General features: G+C 67.9%; 13 protein-coding genes. 7 read left to right on the top strand and 6 right to left on the bottom strand.

All coding sequences use genetic code 11. The features are described 5' to 3' along the window. Positions 1-18: 18 nt before the first annotated feature. From BM009_RS00660 to BM009_RS00640, 5 genes are all read left to right on the top strand, one after another. On the top strand, positions 19-1,575 hold the full coding sequence (locus BM009_RS00660; protein ID WP_093292749.1) for an alkaline phosphatase D family protein: 1,557 nt from the start codon (positions 19-21) through the stop codon (positions 1,573-1,575). Between the two features lie 158 nt (positions 1,576-1,733). After that, complete coding sequence (locus tag BM009_RS22840; RefSeq protein ID WP_254772158.1) at positions 1,734-3,653, top strand: TonB-dependent receptor domain-containing protein; 1,920 nt, start codon at positions 1,734-1,736, stop codon at positions 3,651-3,653. A 93-nt stretch (positions 3,654-3,746) separates the two neighbouring features. Next, complete coding sequence (locus BM009_RS00650; protein WP_093292747.1) at positions 3,747-4,484, top strand: SapC family protein; 738 nt, start codon at positions 3,747-3,749, stop codon at positions 4,482-4,484. After that, the gene (locus BM009_RS00645) at positions 4,477-5,508 is read left to right on the top strand and encodes a cupin-like domain-containing protein (protein ID WP_093294528.1); all 1,032 of its coding nucleotides are present in this window, start codon (positions 4,477-4,479) and stop codon (positions 5,506-5,508) included. Before BM009_RS00650 ends, BM009_RS00645 begins: the two co-directional genes overlap by 8 nt. 28 nt (positions 5,509-5,536) lie before the next feature. Further along, on the top strand, positions 5,537-6,592 hold the full coding sequence (locus BM009_RS00640; protein ID WP_093292745.1) for a LacI family DNA-binding transcriptional regulator: 1,056 nt from the start codon (positions 5,537-5,539) through the stop codon (positions 6,590-6,592). A gap of 140 nt (positions 6,593-6,732) precedes the next feature. On the opposite strand, the gene BM009_RS00635 is transcribed toward BM009_RS00640, so the two are convergent. Continuing rightward, positions 6,733-9,021: a coiled-coil domain-containing protein gene (locus tag BM009_RS00635; protein WP_093292743.1), complete on the bottom strand. Its 2,289-nt coding sequence runs from the start codon at positions 9,019-9,021 to the stop codon at positions 6,733-6,735. 82 nt (positions 9,022-9,103) lie between these two features. On the opposite strand from BM009_RS00635, the gene BM009_RS00630 reads away from it, so the two are divergent. Both BM009_RS00630 and BM009_RS00625 read left to right on the top strand, forming a co-directional pair. Next, a complete protein-coding gene (locus tag BM009_RS00630; RefSeq protein ID WP_093292741.1) occupies positions 9,104-9,397 on the top strand; it encodes an Hpt domain-containing protein in 294 nt (97 codons plus the stop codon). 28 nt (positions 9,398-9,425) lie between these two features. Beyond that, positions 9,426-9,833 (top strand): hypothetical protein, encoded by a 408-nt coding sequence (locus tag BM009_RS00625; RefSeq protein WP_093292739.1) that lies wholly within the window; start codon positions 9,426-9,428, stop codon positions 9,831-9,833. Positions 9,834-9,885: 52 nt separating this feature from the next. On the opposite strand, the gene BM009_RS00620 is transcribed toward BM009_RS00625, so the two are convergent. The 5 genes from BM009_RS00620 to rpoD form a co-directional block, all read right to left on the bottom strand. Next, positions 9,886-10,584, bottom strand: a complete 699-nt coding sequence (locus BM009_RS00620; RefSeq protein ID WP_093292737.1) for an immunity protein Imm33 domain-containing protein — start codon at positions 10,582-10,584, stop codon at positions 9,886-9,888. Further along, positions 10,581-11,759, bottom strand: a complete 1,179-nt coding sequence (locus BM009_RS00615) for a vWA domain-containing protein (RefSeq protein ID WP_093292735.1) — start codon at positions 11,757-11,759, stop codon at positions 10,581-10,583. The genes BM009_RS00620 and BM009_RS00615 overlap by 4 nt, the downstream gene beginning before the upstream one ends. A gap of 74 nt (positions 11,760-11,833) precedes the next feature. Further along, a complete protein-coding gene (locus BM009_RS00610; RefSeq protein ID WP_093292733.1) occupies positions 11,834-12,676 on the bottom strand; it encodes an AAA family ATPase in 843 nt (280 codons plus the stop codon). Positions 12,677-12,875: 199 nt separating this feature from the next. Continuing rightward, a complete protein-coding gene (locus BM009_RS00605; protein WP_093294527.1) occupies positions 12,876-13,541 on the bottom strand; it encodes a DUF6975 family protein in 666 nt (221 codons plus the stop codon). Between the two features lie 204 nt (positions 13,542-13,745). Then, on the bottom strand, positions 13,746-15,773 hold the full coding sequence (rpoD, locus tag BM009_RS00600; RefSeq protein WP_093292731.1) for an RNA polymerase sigma factor RpoD: 2,028 nt from the start codon (positions 15,771-15,773) through the stop codon (positions 13,746-13,748). Between the last annotated feature and the right edge of the window lie 33 nt (positions 15,774-15,806).

Here is a 15,806-nt window from a genome sequence, read left to right as displayed (position 1 = left end):
GCGCTAGGGAGACGAAGGATGCACACTACACGACGCGAGCTGTTGCTGGGCGCCGCCGGATCGCTGCTGATACTGGGCGCGCCGGGCATCGTCCGCGCACAGCAGGTTTTCCGCGCCTATCCCTTCACCCTCGGCATCGCGGCGGGCGACGCCTCTTCCGACGGCTTCGTGCTTTGGACGCGACTCGCCCCCGAACCGCTCGAGCCGCATGGCGGCATGCCGATGGCGCCGATCGCGGTGCAGTGGGAAGTCGGCGCCGAACCCGCGTTCAAGACGATCGCCGCCAAGGGCGAGGCGCTGGCCCGGCCCGAGCTCGGCCACTCGGTGCATGTCGAAGTAGCGGGGCTGCAGCCCGACCGGCCCTATTGGTATCGCTTCACCTGCGGCCGCGAGCGCTCGATGCGCGGCCGGGTCAAGACGCTGCCCGCTGCGGGGGCGTCCGTCGAGAAGGCGCGCTTCCTGGTCGCCGGCTGCCAGCATTATGAGCAGGGGCTCTACACGGCCTATGCGCATGCCGCGCGCGAAGAGGCGGATTTCCTCTTCCACTATGGCGATTACATCTACGAAGGCCGCGGCAATCCGGTGGCGTTCGACTATGGCGGCAACCCCAAGAAGTTCCTCCGCGCGCATGCCGGCGAGGAGCCGTTCAGCCTCGACGACTATCGCTGCCGCTATGCCCAGTACAAGACCGACACCGATCTGCAGGCCGCGCACGCCGCCACCGGCTGGTACGCGACCTTCGACGACCACGAGATCCAGAACAACTGGGTGAGCGATCGCGACCAGAACGGCACCCCGCCCGAGGCCTTCCTGCTGCGCCGCGCGGCCGCCTTCCAGGCCTGGTACGAGCATATGCCGGTGCGCAGCAGCTCGATCCCGCATGGGGACAGCATCCAGGCCTATCGCCGCGCCCGCGTCGGCGACCTGCTCGACCTGCATCTGCTCGACACACGCCAGTTCCGCACCGACCAACCCTGCGACGACGGGTTCAAGGCGAAGTGCGCGGGCTGGGCTGCGGCCGATGCGCAGGTGCTGGGCACCACCCAAGAGGCCTGGCTCGCCCGCAACCTCGCCGAGGGCAAGGCGCGCTGGAATGCCATTGCCCAGCAGGTGATGATGATGCCGCTCGATCGCCGCATGGGCGACGAGCCCGCACCGATCCGCAACATGGACAGCTGGGGCGGCTATGACCTGCCCCGAGAGCGGCTGTTCTCGAAGTTCGCCGGGCACGGCAATGTCGTGGTGCTGACCGGCGACGAGCATCAGAATTATGCCGGCGAGCTGCGCACCCGCGCCGGCCAGGGCGAGGCAGTGGCGGTGGAGTTCGTCTCCACCTCGATCAGCTCGGGGGGCGACGGGGCCGATGTGCGTGCGGGCAGCGACAAGATCCTCGGCCGCAATCCCTATCTCAAATACATGAACGACCGGCGCGGCTATCTGCTGTGCGACGTCACCCGCGACCAGTGGCAGGCGCAGTTCCGTACCGTCGACACGGTCAGCGTGCCCGGCGCGCCGGTGAAGACCGCCCGGACGGCGATCGTGCAGCATGGCCGGTCCCAGCTCGATTTCGCCTGACGGGGACGGCGATTGCACGAAACGGAGGGGGCTGCCTGCCCGATGCGGGCCGGCGCACGGTGATCCGTCGCGCCGGCGATGCCGGGCTGGCAGCGATGGCAGTGGTCGCGGGGGCGCCGCTGCCGGTATGCGCGGGGGAAGCGGTGGCGCCGGAAACCATGCCCGATTTCGGGCCCAACGTGCTGGTGATCGATCCGTCGATGCCCGGCGGGGAGATCCAGGCGCGGATCGACGCGATCTTCGCGCAGCAGGAGGCGGCGCATTTCACCGACCGCCGCTTCGCGATCCTGTTCAAGCCCGGCCGCTACACCACCGACGTCCGCGTGGGCTTCTTCACCCAGGTGCTGGGGCTGGGCACGATGCCGGGCGCGGTGACGATCGACGGGCATGTCCGCGTCAACGCCGATTGGCTTAAGGGCGACGCGCTCGCCAATTTCTGGCGCGGCGCGGAGAACCTCACCGTGCGCCCGCCCGAGGGGTGGGACCGCTGGGCGGTCTCGCAGGCAGCGCCCTATCGGCGCATGCATGTGCTCGGCGACCTGGTGCTCGACGATGGCGGCTCGTCGAGCGGCGGCTTTCTCGCCGATTGCCGGATCGAAGGCACGATCCGCGCCGGCAGCCAGCAGCAATGGTATAGCCGCAGCAGCCGCATCGGCGGCTGGCAGGGGGTGAACTGGAACATGATGTTCCAAGGCGTCCAGGGCGCGCCGGCGACCAGCTTTCCCGATCCTGCGGTGACGACGCTGTTGCGCGTGCCGCTGCTCCGCGAAAAGCCGTTCCTGCAGGTCGATGCGGCCGGTAGCTGGTCGGTGTTCGTGCCCGCGCTGCGGCGCGACGCGGAGGGGACGAGCTGGGCCGATGGGCCGACAGCCGGCAGTGCGCTGCCGCTGGCGCATTTCTTCCTCGCGCGGCCAGGGATGGACGCCGCCACGCTCAACGCCGCGCTCGCTCGCGGCCAGCATCTGCTGTTCACGCCCGGCGTCTACCGGCTCGACGCACCGCTGCGGGTGACCGCAGCCAACCGCGTGCTGCTCGGCATCTGGCTGGCGACGCTGCAGGCGGTGCAGGGCAATGCCGTGCTGGAGATCGACGACGTGCCCGGCGTCACCATCGCCGGGCTGATGATCGACGCGGGCGCCGTGCGCTCGCTGGTGCTGGTGCAGGTGGGGCCACGCGGCTGCACCGGCGACCATCGCCACAATCCGGTGCTGCTCGCCGACCTGTTCTTCCGGGTCGACGGCGGCACCGGCAGCCAGGGCAATCCGGGGCTGCTGCCGTACAAGTCGAAGAACCTCGATTTCTCGGCGGAGTGGTATTACCGGCCGGACAGCTACATCTCGGTCGGCTATTTCCACAAGTCGGTGGTGAACTTCATCGGCACCGGCCAGGTGAAGAAGCCGGTGTTCGGGCTGACCAACCCGGCCGATGGCCCGCGCTACAAGGCGGCGCTGGAGGCTCTGGGTGCGGGGGCGACCTCGAACGACATCCGCCAGTATATCTTCGCCAACTATCCGGGCTCGGTGAAGATCACCGGCGGGACGCCCGGCAACTATACCGGTGACATCCTGGGCCTGCCCGAGGACGCTCCGGTGCTGTTCACCGTCAACACGCCGGTCAACAACAACCAGACCGCCAACGTCCATGGCTGGGAATTCGCCGTCCAGCACAGCTTCTGGGAGACCGGGCTGGGGATGATCCTCAATTACACGATCGTCGACGGCGACGTGCACTATCGCAACGACCAGCCGGCCACGGTCAACCAGTTCGCGCTGGTCGGGCTGAGCGATACCGCCAATGTGATCGGCTATTACGACAAGAACGGCATCCAGGCGCGCGTCGCCTATAACTGGCGTGCCGAGTTCCTGTCGGGCGCGGGGTCGAACCCGAGCTATACCGAGCCCTATGGTCAGATCGATGCCAGCGCGAGCTGGGAGGCCCTGCCGCGCACGACCCTGTTCTTCGAAGGCATCAACCTGACCGGCGAAGGCCGCCGCGCGCACCAGCGCACCGATCGGTACGTGACCGTCACCGCGCCGGGCTATGCCCGCTACACGGTGGGTGTGCGCTACCGCTTCTGACGACGGGGGCTTTGGGGAGCCTATACCCCAAGGCCCTTCCGCCCCGCCGCGCGACGTGCCAACGCCGCCGGTGGGGAACGGGGATTGCCACGCATGAACGATCAACAGCTCGTGACCATCGACGATCACCGCGCGATCCGCATCGACCGGCGGCGCGGCGCCGCGCTGGGCGATGCCGTCCAGCTCTGCCTGGTCGTGCCGGGCGAGTTCCGCCAGGTGCAGAATGCCTATCCGATCCTGTTCCAGCGCACGGCCGCGCGAGACGGGTTCCAGGCGATCGCGCTGTTCGGCTTCGCGCCCGAGGAAAACCTCTATCTGGAGGGCGATCGCTGGGATGCGCCCTATCTGCCGCTGGCGATGGCGACCCGGCCCTTCCTGATCGGCCCGCCGCCTGCCGGTGGCGACGTGCCGCAGCTCCATCTGTCCGCGGCGAGCCCGCGCGTGCTGGCACCGGGCGATCCGGGCTATGCCGAGGCGTCGCCGCTGTTCGAGGCGGACGGTGCGCCGAGCAGCTATCTCGTCGCCGTACTCGACGGTCTCGCCCAGCTCGATCGCGGCTACCGCGCCACGCCTGACTTTTTCGACGCGCTGGAGCAGCACGACCTGCTCGAGCCCGTCTCGATCCGCTTCGACGATGCCGCGGGCAATGCCCGGCAGATCGTCGACGACTTCCACGGCATCCACGAGGAGCAGTTCGCCGCCCTCGACGGCGCGGCGCTGGGCGAGCTGCACCGCGACGGCCATCTGCTGCCGATCACCATGGCGCTGGCCTCGCTCGCCAACCTGCCGCTGCTGATCGCGCGGCTCCAGCGCCGGGGTGCCGATGCCTGATCCCGCGGACCTGTTCGACGGGCTGCGGCCGGTGCCCGAGATCGTCGCCGCCGATTGCTGGGCGCTCGACCATGCGCTGGCGGCTTCGGCCGAGCCGTTCGTGGTGCGCGGGCTGGTCGCCGACTGGCCGCTGGTCGCGGTGGGCGGGACGGGGGCGGCGGAAGCCCGCACCTATCTCGCCAACTTCGCACGCGATACCGACTTCACCTATGCGGAGGGCGCGCCCGGTGCCGGCGCCCGCATCTTCTACGACGACACCATGGCGATGAACCACCGAACCCGCCGCGCGCGAATCGGCCAGATCTTCGCCGACATGGCCGCGGATGAGGGACGGGTCGATGCGCCGCTCCGCTATATCGCCTCCACGGACGTGCCGCGCTTCTTCCCCGGTCTGGCCGAGGCCAATCCGATGCCGCTGGGACCGCGCGACGGGCTCGCCGCGACGATCTGGATCGGCACCGCGACGCGCGTCGCCGCGCATTGCGACGAGCCCGACAATCTGGTCTGCACCGCGGTGGGCCACCGCCGCTTCACGCTGTTCCCGCCCGACCAGTTCGCCAATCTCTATCCCGGCCCGCTCGACAATACGCCGGGCGGCCGCGCTATCAGCATGGTCGATTTCCACGCGCCCGATTTTGCGCGCTTCCCCCGGTTCCGCGAGGCGCTGCGCCATGCTCGCACGGTAGTGTTGGCGCCCGGCGACGCGCTGCGCATCCCGAGCCTGTGGGGGCACCATGTCGAGGCGCTCGACGGCTTCAACGTGATGATCAACTATTGGTGGCGGACGCGCCCGGCCTGGCTCGCCGAGCCCAACGACGCGCTGCTCGCCGCGCTGCTCGCGATCCGCGACCTGCCGGCGGCGGAGCGGGCGCATTGGCGGCAGGTGTTCGACCATTATGTCTTCTCGCCCGGCGACGCGGTGACCGCGCATCTCCCCGAGGGCGGCCGCGGCATCCTCGATCCGCTCACGCCCGAAACGGCGGGGCAGTTGTGTGCGTATCTGTTGCGGCAGCTCAGCCGCTAAGCAAAAACGATGCAGGAGAGGAAGTTGCATGTCTCGTAGACGCCAGTCCGTGACGATCCGCCATGTCGCGGCCGATGCCGGCGTCTCGCTGCAGACGGTCAGCCGCGTCATCAACAAGGAGCCCGGCGTGCGGCCGGAGATGCTCCACCGCGTCCAGGCGTCGATCGCCAAGCTCGGCTATGTGCCCTCGCTGGCGGCGCAGCGGATGAGCGGGTCGCGCTCCTATCTGATCCTCGCGCTCAACGATCGCGAGCGGACGATCGCCGACTGGCGCGCACGCGAGGGGCGCGACTGGGTCGACCAGATGCTGCTCGGCGGCATGCTCGCCTGCGCGGCGCACGGCTATCGGATGATCGTCGAGCTGGTCGACACCCAGAGCGACCAGATCGAGCGCGAGATCTCCGCCGCGATCGCCGCGCTCCAGCCCGACGGCGCGATCCTCACCCCGCCGCATTCGCAGAACCTGGTGATCCTCAAGTTGCTGGCGGAGAAGGGGATCGAGATCGCCCGGATCGGCTCGGTCGTCGAGGGGCCGGGGCATATGCTGGTGCAGGACGATCGCGGCAGCGCGCGGCTGGCGACCGAGCATCTGCTGGCGCTGGGGCATCGGCGCATCGGCTTTATCGCGGGCCCTGCGGAATATGAGCTCAGCGCCTGGCGCGTCGAGGGCTGGCGCGCGGCGATGGCGGCGGCGGGGCTGTCCTCGGACGGGCTGCTCGAGACCGGCGACTTCTCCTACGATGCCGGGCTGATCGCGGCGCGGACACTGCTCGACCGGTCGGAGGTGACCGCGGTGATTGCCGCCAACGACCAGACCGCGCTGGCGACGATAGCGGCGGTCCGGGGGCGGGGGCGCAGCGTGCCCGAGGACGTATCGCTGGTCAGCTTCGACGACACGCCGATCGTCCGCTTCGCCACCCCGGCGCTGACGGCGGTGTCCCAGCCGATCGCCGACATCACGGCCAAGGCGGTCGAGCGGATCATCGATGCGTGCGCGGGCCGCGCGCCCGCGTCGGCTGAGCCGGTGGTGCTGCCCTCGACGCTGATCGTCCGCGACTCCACCCGTCCGCCGTCGAAGCGGTAGGAGCCGCCGCCCAGGCCGTCATTCCGGCGAAAGCCGGAATCCATTGGGGTCTCCGGCGCGGCTCCTTCTGAGAGCGCGTGGCGTCTGGATCCCGGCTTTCGCCGGGATGACGACTTGGGCGGGGATCAGCCCCCCAAACCTCAGTTGCGCAGCCGCTCGATCGCCTGGGCGAGCGCGACGTAGAGCTTGCCCGCGTCGGACGAGAGCAGGGTCACCGCCAGCGGATTGCCTTCGCGCAGGCTCAGCACCTGGCGCAGCATCGTCTCGAAATCATGGACATAGCGGTGGACGTTCTCGCGGAACGTTTCGTCATGATCGTAGAGCCGGTGGATCTCGCGGGCCTCGTGGGGCGCGAGCAGGCGCACCGCGCGGCGGGTGAACACGCCCCGATCACCCTTGAGATAGGCGCCCCAGGCACCGTCGGTCACTTCGGTTGAGAAGGTCTTGGCGATGTCGATCGAGGTCGAGTGCAGCGCGTCGATCAGCAGCGCCATGTGGTGGGCGAAGCCGTCGCTGTCGGCGCGTTCCTGCGCGTCCTGCGCCTCGGCGATGCGCGCCTCTGCGAGCTGGTTGGCCTCTTCCAGCACGGTCATCTGCGCGCGGAGATGCTCGGCGGCGCGGGCGGCGGCACCGATCGCGGCGTCGGCGGCTTTGGTCAGCGTCTCGACCTGGCGGCGGACCGAGAGCTCCACCGCATGCTCGATCACCTGGTCGGTCGCGTCCTGGAGCACGCGGTTGACCGCGGGCACGATGCCGTCGATCGCCTCGCGGGCATGGTCGGCGGCCTTGTTGGCGCTGTCGCGGACGCGGAGTAGCGTCTCGATCAGCTCGGGCGCGGCGTCGCTGGTGAAGCTCCTGGCGTGGAGGATCGCGCCGTCGACCGCGCGGCTGAGCGTCTCGGCCTGGTCGGCAGCGGTCGCCAGCGTCTCGGCGAGCGCTGCGCGGCCGCGTTCGAGCGCAGTCTGCTGGTGGGTGACCGAGGCGGCAATGCCCGCCACGGCATCGTGCGTGGTCTCTGCGGCGGTGACCAGCCCGAGCAGCTCGGGCTTGGAGGCGGCGATGCGCTTGCGGGTGGCGTCGATCCGCTCGTCGAGCCGGCCGAGCGCGGCAGGCATCGTCTCGTCGATCTCGCGCGCGGCCGCGTCGAGCGCGGTGAGCAAATTCTCGGCGGTGGCGATCACCTCGCGCGCCGTGCCTTCGCCGGTGCGCATCGACTGGGTCATGCCGTCCATCGACTGGTGCAGCCCGTGGATTGCGGCGGCTAGCGCCTCGGTGCGGCGGGTCCCGGCGGCGTGGAGCACTTCGAGCTCGCCGTCGAAATGCGCGGCGCCTTCGGAGAGGCGAGCGAACAGCGCGTCGCCGCGCCGCTGCTCCTCGCTGAGCCGCGACGAGATGCGGATGATCGCATCCTCGATCAGCGCCATGCGCTGCGCCATCGCCGTGCTGCTGTCCTCGGTGGCGCGTTCGAGCGCGGCCTGGTTGGCGCCGAGCATCGCCAGCATCGCGTCGCCTTGCGCGGCGATGCCCTGGCGGGACTGGTCGATGGCGGCGGCGGCGCGATCGAGCACCGCGTCGACCTGGGCGGACATCTGGTCGCTCACCTGTTCGAGCCGGCTGCTCGCCGCCTCGCTGGTCGCTTCCATGCGGGAGATATGGGCGGCGAGGCGCTCGGCAGCGCCCCCGGCGATGCGATCGGCTTCGCGACCACGCTCGGCGAGCACGGTCAGCTGGATGTCGAGCGCGGCGGCGGTCTGGCCGGCCTGGAGACCGGCCTGGTCGACCCGGTCGGCCAGCCCGCGCATCTCCTCATGCGCCTTGGGCAGCGAGGCGAGGATCACGGAGACGCTGTGCTCGGCGGCGCTGGTCATGGCGCTCAGCTGCTGGGTGCCGGCAGCGACCATCTCCGCCTGGCGCTGGGCGCTGGCGGCGGCATGGGCGAGGCGCTCCGCGGCGGCGTCGCTCAGTACCGACAGGCTGGTTTCCTGCTCGGCAAGCGCGTTGCGCTGGGCGAGGAGGCGATCAGTGAGCGCGGCGGTGCGCGCTTCGAGTTCCTCGGCCGCCACGCGCATCGCCCGGGCAGTATAGGCATGGCGGCGCGCCTCGGTGGTGCTGGTGCGCATCGCGATCAGGTAGAGCAGCGCGACCACCGCGGCGGGCACGCAGAGCGAGGCGAGCAGCTGGACGCGCTGGAAATTGCTCAGCGGCTCGTCCCAGGCGGGCAGGGCGAGTGCGGCCATGCCATAGGTCGCGCCGACCCCGGCGGCGACGGCGAGCAAGGTGAGGATCCAGCCGAGGCGCGGCGCTTCGATCGCATCGTGCGGTGCCACGGGTGCGGGTTCGTCGATCACCAGGCTCTCCGCGAGCACGGGCGGCTCGGCGGCGTGGGTGTCGAACGGTACGGCGGATTCAGCGGTGGAGCCCCCAGTCATCGGGCCACTGTACCAGCTTTGCCGCGCGGACCAAGACCGGGTTGGCAACGAACGGTTAACGATCGCGCGTTAGGGTTTCTGCATGGCCTATGATCCCGGTGCAATCGACACGAGCCTTGCCGCCGCCGTGGGCGACGACCCCGCGCTGATCGCCGAGCTGCGCGACGCGTTCCTCGAGAGCGTCAACCGTTCGGTCGACATGATGAAAACCTCCAAGGGTGCCGAGCAATGGGCGGGCGCCGCGCTGCGGCTGCAGAGCCTGGCCGGCAGCTTCGGCGCGACCAGCCTGATGGGGCTTGCCGAAGAGGCGGTGCGCCGCAGCGCCCAGGACGGCGCGCTGTTGCGGCGTATCGACAAGGCGGTGGAGAAGCTTTGAGTTTGCGGCATTAACCGGGAGCGAGAAAGTGATCGCTGCTGAGGAACTGCTCGGCAAACTGCCGAACCAGCTTCCACAGCTGGGTGAGATAACGTACGAGCGCTTAGACGATCGAGACTATCTCAGTTCAATCGCGTTCGGGATCTCCTTGGTGGTCGTGGACGGTCACGTCGCGGCTGTGTTTCTCTATGGCGGTGGGAAGGAAGGCTTCGCGCGCTTCCCATTCCGCGTTCCGCTCGACCTGACCTTTGACATGTCGCGGGAGGTGGTCCGCTCTCGCCTGGGAAGTCCTGAAGAAAGCGCTGAAGCTGGCCAAATGCCAGTATTAGGATGGAAGCCGGCATGGGACCGCTTCGTCCGCGATGGTTTCGAACTGCACGCGGAGTACTCGGAGGACCTAACCTCTGTACAGATGTTTACCGTACTGCCAATCTAATGAGCTGCTTTGGCGAACATCGCTTTTCAGAGGTGGCGTTAGTTATCCGTCTTCAATCCGCTGCCGCGGACTCCGGCTCGAAAACATCCTTCTCCCAGTTCCGCACATAGGCCGAACCGGTGGGGGCATCGATCAGGTGGACCCAGCTGTCGTCGATGTTGAGCACCCGGCCGAGCGCGACGCACTCGATCGCGCGGGCGCCGATCGCCTCGTCTTCCAGCCCGCGATAGTCGCCGCGGATGCGCCAGCCGCTGTCGGGCGCGTCGCCGACGCTGGGGGGCAGCGGCAGCTCGCGGTAGAGATAATGGACAGCCGCGCCCTGTTCGAGCACGCAGCTGTCGACCAGGCAGCGCGCGTCGTAATGGCGTCGCGCCGGAGCCGAGGGCGGGCGGACCGGGCGGTCCTCGCCCCAGCGCAGGTCGATCACGTCGCCGCGGCGGAACGCCACTTCGCGGCCGGGGCGGAGCTGGGGCATGTCGAGGGGGACGTTGTCGAGCCGGCCCCACAGCTTCTCGCCCTCGGCGCGGGTGATTTCCACCCACATCCGCTCGGCGGCATAGTCGCGCGAGGGCGGGGTGGACTGGAAGATCAGCTTGGCGAGGTCGCCCGGGCGCAGCGCCAGCACCTCGTTCTCGCTGGGCAGGAAGAAGGTGTAGGGCGCGGCCTCGGCCATCGGCCGGGGATCGGCGATCGTGTAGCTACCGAACAGGCGCCGGTGCCAACGGTGGAGCATGTCGCGGATCTTGGTCATCGCTTTTTACTCAACTCGCGCATCGCCGCATCGATCCCCGCAATCGTGAGGGGATACATGCGATCGCGCATCAGCTCGCGGATCATCGTCACCGAGTGGGAATAGCCCCATTGCGCCTCGGGCAGGACGTTCAACCACACGGTGGCGGGCCAGGTGTCGGTCACCCGCTGGAGCCAGGTGGCACCGGGCTCGTCGTTCAGATGCTCGACCGAGCCGCCGACCTGGGTGATCTCATAGGGGCTCATCGACGCGTCGCCGACGAAGATCACTTTGTAATCCTGGCCATATTTGTGGAGGAGATCGGCGGTGCGGGTGCGCTCGGTGAACCGCCGGCGATTGTCCTTCCATACGCCTTCGTAGAGGCAGTTGTGGAAGTAGAAGAACTCCAGGTTCTTGAACTCGCTGGTCGCCGCCGAGAACAGCTCCTCGCAGAGCTTGACGAACGGGTCCATCGATCCGCCGACGTCGAGGAAGAGCAGCAGCTTGACCGCATTGTGCCGCTCGGGCCGCATCTTGACGTCGAGCCAGCCCTGCCGTGCGGTGCCGGCGATCGTGCCGTCTATGTCGAGCTCTTCCGCCGCGCCTTCGCGGGCGAAGCGGCGGAGGCGGCGGAGCGCCACCTTGATGTTGCGGGTGCCGAGCTCGCGGGTGGAATCGAGGTTGCGATAATCGCGCGCCTCCCACACCTTCACCGCGCGCTGGTGCTTGCCCTCGCCGCCGATCCGCACGCCTTCGGGATTATAGCCGCCATTGCCGAAGGGCGAGGTGCCGCCGGTGCCGATCCACTTGCTGCCGCCCTGGTGCCGTTCGTGCTGCTCGTTCAGCCGCTGCTGGAGCGTCTCCATCAGCTTTTCCCAGGAGCCGAGCGCTTCGATCTGCGCCTTTTCCTCGTCGGTCAGATATTTCTCGGCAATCGCGCGGAGCCATTCCTCCGGGATTTCGGCGGGCGCCACGCCATAGGTCGACGCGACCCCGCGGAACACCTTGGCGAAGACCTGGTCGAACCGGTCGAGCAGCCCCTCGTCCTTCACATAGGTGGCGCGGGCGAGGAAGTAGAAGGCCTCGGGGGTAGGCTCGATCACCTGCGCGTCGAGCGCTTCGAGCAGCAGCAGATGTTCCTTGAGGCTGGCAGGGATGCCCGCGGCGCGCAGTTCGTCGAGAAAGGCGAGGAACATGGCGCTAGACTACGCCCCAGGGGTGGAGCGCGTCCATTACGTTAGGCGCCGGAGGACATCGGCCGAGCGCATCGTCAGCGCTGCCGCCGCGCCATGAAGGCCAGCCGTTCGAACAGCATCACGTCCTGCTCGTTCTTGAGCAGCGCGCCGTGAAGCGGGGGGATCGCCTTGGTGGGGTCGCGCGACTGGAGCACCTCCAGCGGCATCTCCTCGTGGAGCAGCAGCTTCAGCCAGTCGAGCAGCTCGCTGGTCGACGGCTTCTTCTTGAGGCCGGGGACTTCGCGGATCTCGTAGAACAGGTCCATCGCGCGGCTGACCAGCAGCTTCTGGATGCCGGGAAAGTGGACGTCGACGATCGCCTGCATCGTCTCGCGATCGGGGAATTTGATGTAGTGGAAGAAGCAGCGGCGCAGGAAGGCGTCGGGCAGCTCCTTCTCGTTGTTCGAGGTGATCACGACGATCGGGCGCTCGGCGGCGCGGACATTCTCGCCGGTCTCGTAGACATGGAATTCCATGCGATCGAGTTCCTGGAGCAGGTCGTTCGGGAACTCGATATCGGCCTTGTCGATCTCGTCGATCAGCAGCACGGGGAGGGTGGGGCTGGTGAACGCCTCCCACAGCTTGCCCTTGCGGATATAGTTGCCGATCTCATGGACGCGCGGATCGCCGAGCTGGCCGTCGCGCAGCCGTGCCACCGCGTCATATTCGTAGAGACCCTGCTGCGCTTTGGTGGTGGACTTGACGTTCCACTCGATCAGCGGCGCGCCGACCGCCTTGGCGATCTCGCTGGCGAGCACGGTCTTGCCGGTGCCGGGCTCGCCCTTGACGAGCAGCGGGCGCCGCAGCGTCACGGCGGCGTTGACCGCGACCTTCAGGTCCGCGGTGGCGACATAGCTCTGGGTACCTTCGAAGCGCATGGGCAGAAGGTGGGACGAACGGTGGCTGGATGCAACCCATCCCGAGGGGCAGGGGGTGGGGTCTTTGCTACCGCCAAACCGCAGTCATTCCCGCCAAGGCGGGAATCCATTTGCCAGGGCGCTGGGGGAAAGAACCTCGGCTTCAGCGCCAATGGATCCCCGCCTTCGCGGGGATGACGATGGGAGTGTGTGGCGGAGGTCAGCCCCGGCTGCGGGCGCTCGCCCGGGCCTCGAGCAGATCCCACAGCCCGCGATGCTGGGCGAAGACCTGTTGCGCGCCGAACAGCATCGCGCGCTCGTGCGCGGCTTCGCGGGCCAGCGCGTCGACGACGCTCACCGTCTCCTCGGGGATCGGCAGGCCGGCGGGCTTGGGATCGATGCCGAAGCTGGTGGCGGCGCGGTCGAGCACCGCGCGGATCGCGACCCATTCGATCGCCAGCGCGATTGCGGCGCCGGTCGCGCAGCCGGCACGATCGGACTGGGCGAGCATGTCGAGCGCGTGGCGCTGCGCGGCGGCGGCGGCCTCGCTCTCGGCATGGCCGGGGGTGCTGGGCAGGGGCCCCACCGCGGCGACGAGGCGGACGAGATAGGCACGCTCGGCGACGAAGGCGTCGGCGGCGGCTTCCAGCCACTCGCATTCGATCGGGCGTCGGGCATGGCCGGCGGCGTAATCGATCAGGCCCGGATGGCGGCCATGAAGGCGCGCGATGTGGTGGACCGCGTCCGCCAGGTCACGACGAGGCAGGGCGGCGGTGCGGAGCGCACGCAGATGCGGGTGCCGGGCGCTGCCGTCGGTGCCCGCCAAAGCGCCCATCGGGCCCCAAGCGCCCGATAAATGCTCCATCGGTGCGGTATCCAAGAGCATGACCTTCCTCATCTGGACAATACCGCCCGCCATCGGCCGGTCCGGATGGGATCGCATAGCGACCATACCGAAGCGCATAGAAAGATGGTTACGCCAAAATTAATCTTGAAAGACAGGATTCCGGCTCCCACGCATCCTTGTCCCAAATGAAAACGGCCCCGGGGGGGTACCCGAGGCCGTTGTCCTTGTTCGTGGCGGATGCGCTTACTGGTCGAGGAAGCTGCGCATCTTGCGGCTGCGGCTCGGGTGCTTCAGCTTGCGGAGCGCCTTGGCCTCGATCTGGCGGATACGCTCGCGCGTCACCGAGAATTGCTGGCCGACTTCTTCCAGCGTGTGATCGGTGTTCATGCCGATGCCGAAGCGCATGCGCAGCACGCGCTCCTCGCGCGGCGTGAGACTGGCCAGGACGCGGGTGACCGTTTCCTTGAGGTTCGCCTGGATCGCCGCGTCGACCGGGATGATCGCGTTCTTGTCCTCGATGAAGTCGCCGAGGTGGCTGTCTTCCTCGTCGCCGATCGGCGTTTCGAGCGAGATCGGCTCCTTGGCGATCTTCATCACCTTGCGCACCTTCTCGAGCGGCATGCTCAGGCGCTCGGCCATTTCCTCCGGCGTGGGCTCGCGGCCCTGCTCGTGGAGGAACTGGCGGCTGGTGCGGACCAGCTTGTTGATCGTCTCGATCATGTGCACCGGAATACGAATGGTGCGCGCCTGATCGGCGATCGAGCGGGTGATCGCCTGGCGAATCCACCAGGTCGCATAGGTGCTGAACTTGTAGCCGCGGCGATATTCGAACTTATCCACCGCCTTCATCAGGCCGATATTGCCCTCCTGGATGAGATCCAGGAACTGCAGGCCGCGATTGGTATACTTCTTGGCGATCGAGATCACGAGGCGGAGATTGGCCTCAACCATCTCCTTCTTCGCAATGCGCGCCTCGCGCTCGCCCTTCTGCACCATGTTGACGATGCGGCGGAACTCGGTGAGCGTCATGCCCGTCGACTGGGCGATTTCGCTCATCTCGGTGCGGATGCGATCGACCGAATCGGACTCGTTCTCGACGAACGCCTTCCACTTCTTGTCGACGCCGACCACGGTAGGCAGCCAGTTCTCGTCGAGCTCGTGATCGACATAGCGATCGAGGAAGTCCTTGCGGCTGACCTTGTGGCGCTCGGCGAGACGCAGCATCTGACCGCCCAGTGCCGTCAGGCGCCGGTTGAAGCTGTAGAGCTGGTCGACGAGATACTCGATCTTCGCCTGGTGGAACTGGACGCTCTCCACCTCGGCGGTCAGCTCCTCGCGAAGCTTGTTGTACTTCTTCTCTTCCGCCGCCGGGAAGTCCTCGCCGGCCGACATGGTGTCGAGCCGCTGCTGCTGGACCTTGCCGAACTTCTTGTAGATCGCGGTGATGTTGGCGAACTTCTCGAGCGCCTGCGGCTTGAGCTGCTCTTCCATCTGGGCGAGCGAGAGGGTGTTGTCCTCCTCCTCGTCGTCCGAGGGGCGGCGGGCGCGGCGCTCGGTCAGCTCGTCATCCTCATCGGACGCGACTTCCTCGGGCTCTTCCTCTTCCTTGAAGCTGGGGCCGGTGCTCGATTCGCTGATCTCGCCATTGTCGTCCTCGGCGCCTTCGACCTGCTCGGCCGACGGACCCTTGGAGAGCATCGCGTCGAGATCAAGGATCTCGCGCAGCTGCATCGTGCCTTCGTTGAGCGCGGTCGACCAGCCGATGATCGCGTTGAACGTGATCGGCGACTCGCAGAGCCCCAGGATCATCGTGTCGCGTCCGGCCTCGATTCGCTTGGCGATGGCGATTTCGCCCTCGCGGCTGAGCAGCTCGACGGCGCCCATCTCGCGCAGGTACATGCGCACCGGATCGTCGGTGCGATCGACGGTTTCCTTCTTCTTCGCGACTTCAAAGGCAGGCGCGGAATCGTCGCTGCTGTCCGCGGTCTCGGCGTCGTCGGCCGAGTCGTCCTCGGCCTCGCTGTCCTCGCCGGCGTCCTCGTTCTCGACGACGTTGATGCCCATGTCGTTAAGCGCGGCCATCACATCCTCGATCTGCTCCGAGGACATCTGGTCCTGTGGCAGCATCTCGTTGAGCTGGTCGACGGTGATGTACCCGCGCTTTTTGGCACGCGCGACCAGCTTCTTGATCGAACCCTCGTTCAGATCGATCAGCGGCGCGTCACTCGTGTCTGCCGTGTCCGTGACGTCTGCCATGTTCGCCTTCGCCATCAAATCCCTCGAAACTCAGATGGCGGCAATTTT

The organism is Sphingomonas sp. NFR04, from assembly GCF_900114095.1.
In the GTDB taxonomy this organism is placed as follows: domain Bacteria; phylum Pseudomonadota; class Alphaproteobacteria; order Sphingomonadales; family Sphingomonadaceae; genus Sphingomonas.
Note: the sequence above shows the minus strand (reverse complement) of the source record. Positions and strands in the feature narration are given on the sequence as shown.

Coding starts and splice junctions, on each gene's coding strand:
- BM009_RS00660 (WP_093292749.1), top strand. CDS start 19: ATGCACACTACACGACGCGAGCTGTTGCTGGGCGCCGCCGGATCGCTG.
- BM009_RS22840 (WP_254772158.1), top strand. CDS start 1,734: ATGCCCGATTTCGGGCCCAACGTGCTGGTGATCGATCCGTCGATGCCC.
- BM009_RS00650 (WP_093292747.1), top strand. CDS start 3,747: ATGAACGATCAACAGCTCGTGACCATCGACGATCACCGCGCGATCCGC.
- BM009_RS00645 (WP_093294528.1), top strand. CDS start 4,477: ATGCCTGATCCCGCGGACCTGTTCGACGGGCTGCGGCCGGTGCCCGAG.
- BM009_RS00640 (WP_093292745.1), top strand. CDS start 5,537: ATGTCTCGTAGACGCCAGTCCGTGACGATCCGCCATGTCGCGGCCGAT.
- BM009_RS00635 (WP_093292743.1), bottom strand. CDS start 9,021: ATGACTGGGGGCTCCACCGCTGAATCCGCCGTACCGTTCGACACCCAC.
- BM009_RS00630 (WP_093292741.1), top strand. CDS start 9,104: ATGGCCTATGATCCCGGTGCAATCGACACGAGCCTTGCCGCCGCCGTG.
- BM009_RS00620 (WP_093292737.1), bottom strand. CDS start 10,584: ATGACCAAGATCCGCGACATGCTCCACCGTTGGCACCGGCGCCTGTTC.
- BM009_RS00615 (WP_093292735.1), bottom strand. CDS start 11,759: ATGTTCCTCGCCTTTCTCGACGAACTGCGCGCCGCGGGCATCCCTGCC.
- BM009_RS00610 (WP_093292733.1), bottom strand. CDS start 12,676: ATGCGCTTCGAAGGTACCCAGAGCTATGTCGCCACCGCGGACCTGAAG.
- BM009_RS00605 (WP_093294527.1), bottom strand. CDS start 13,541: ATGCTCTTGGATACCGCACCGATGGAGCATTTATCGGGCGCTTGGGGC.
- rpoD (WP_093292731.1), bottom strand. CDS start 15,773: ATGGCGAAGGCGAACATGGCAGACGTCACGGACACGGCAGACACGAGT.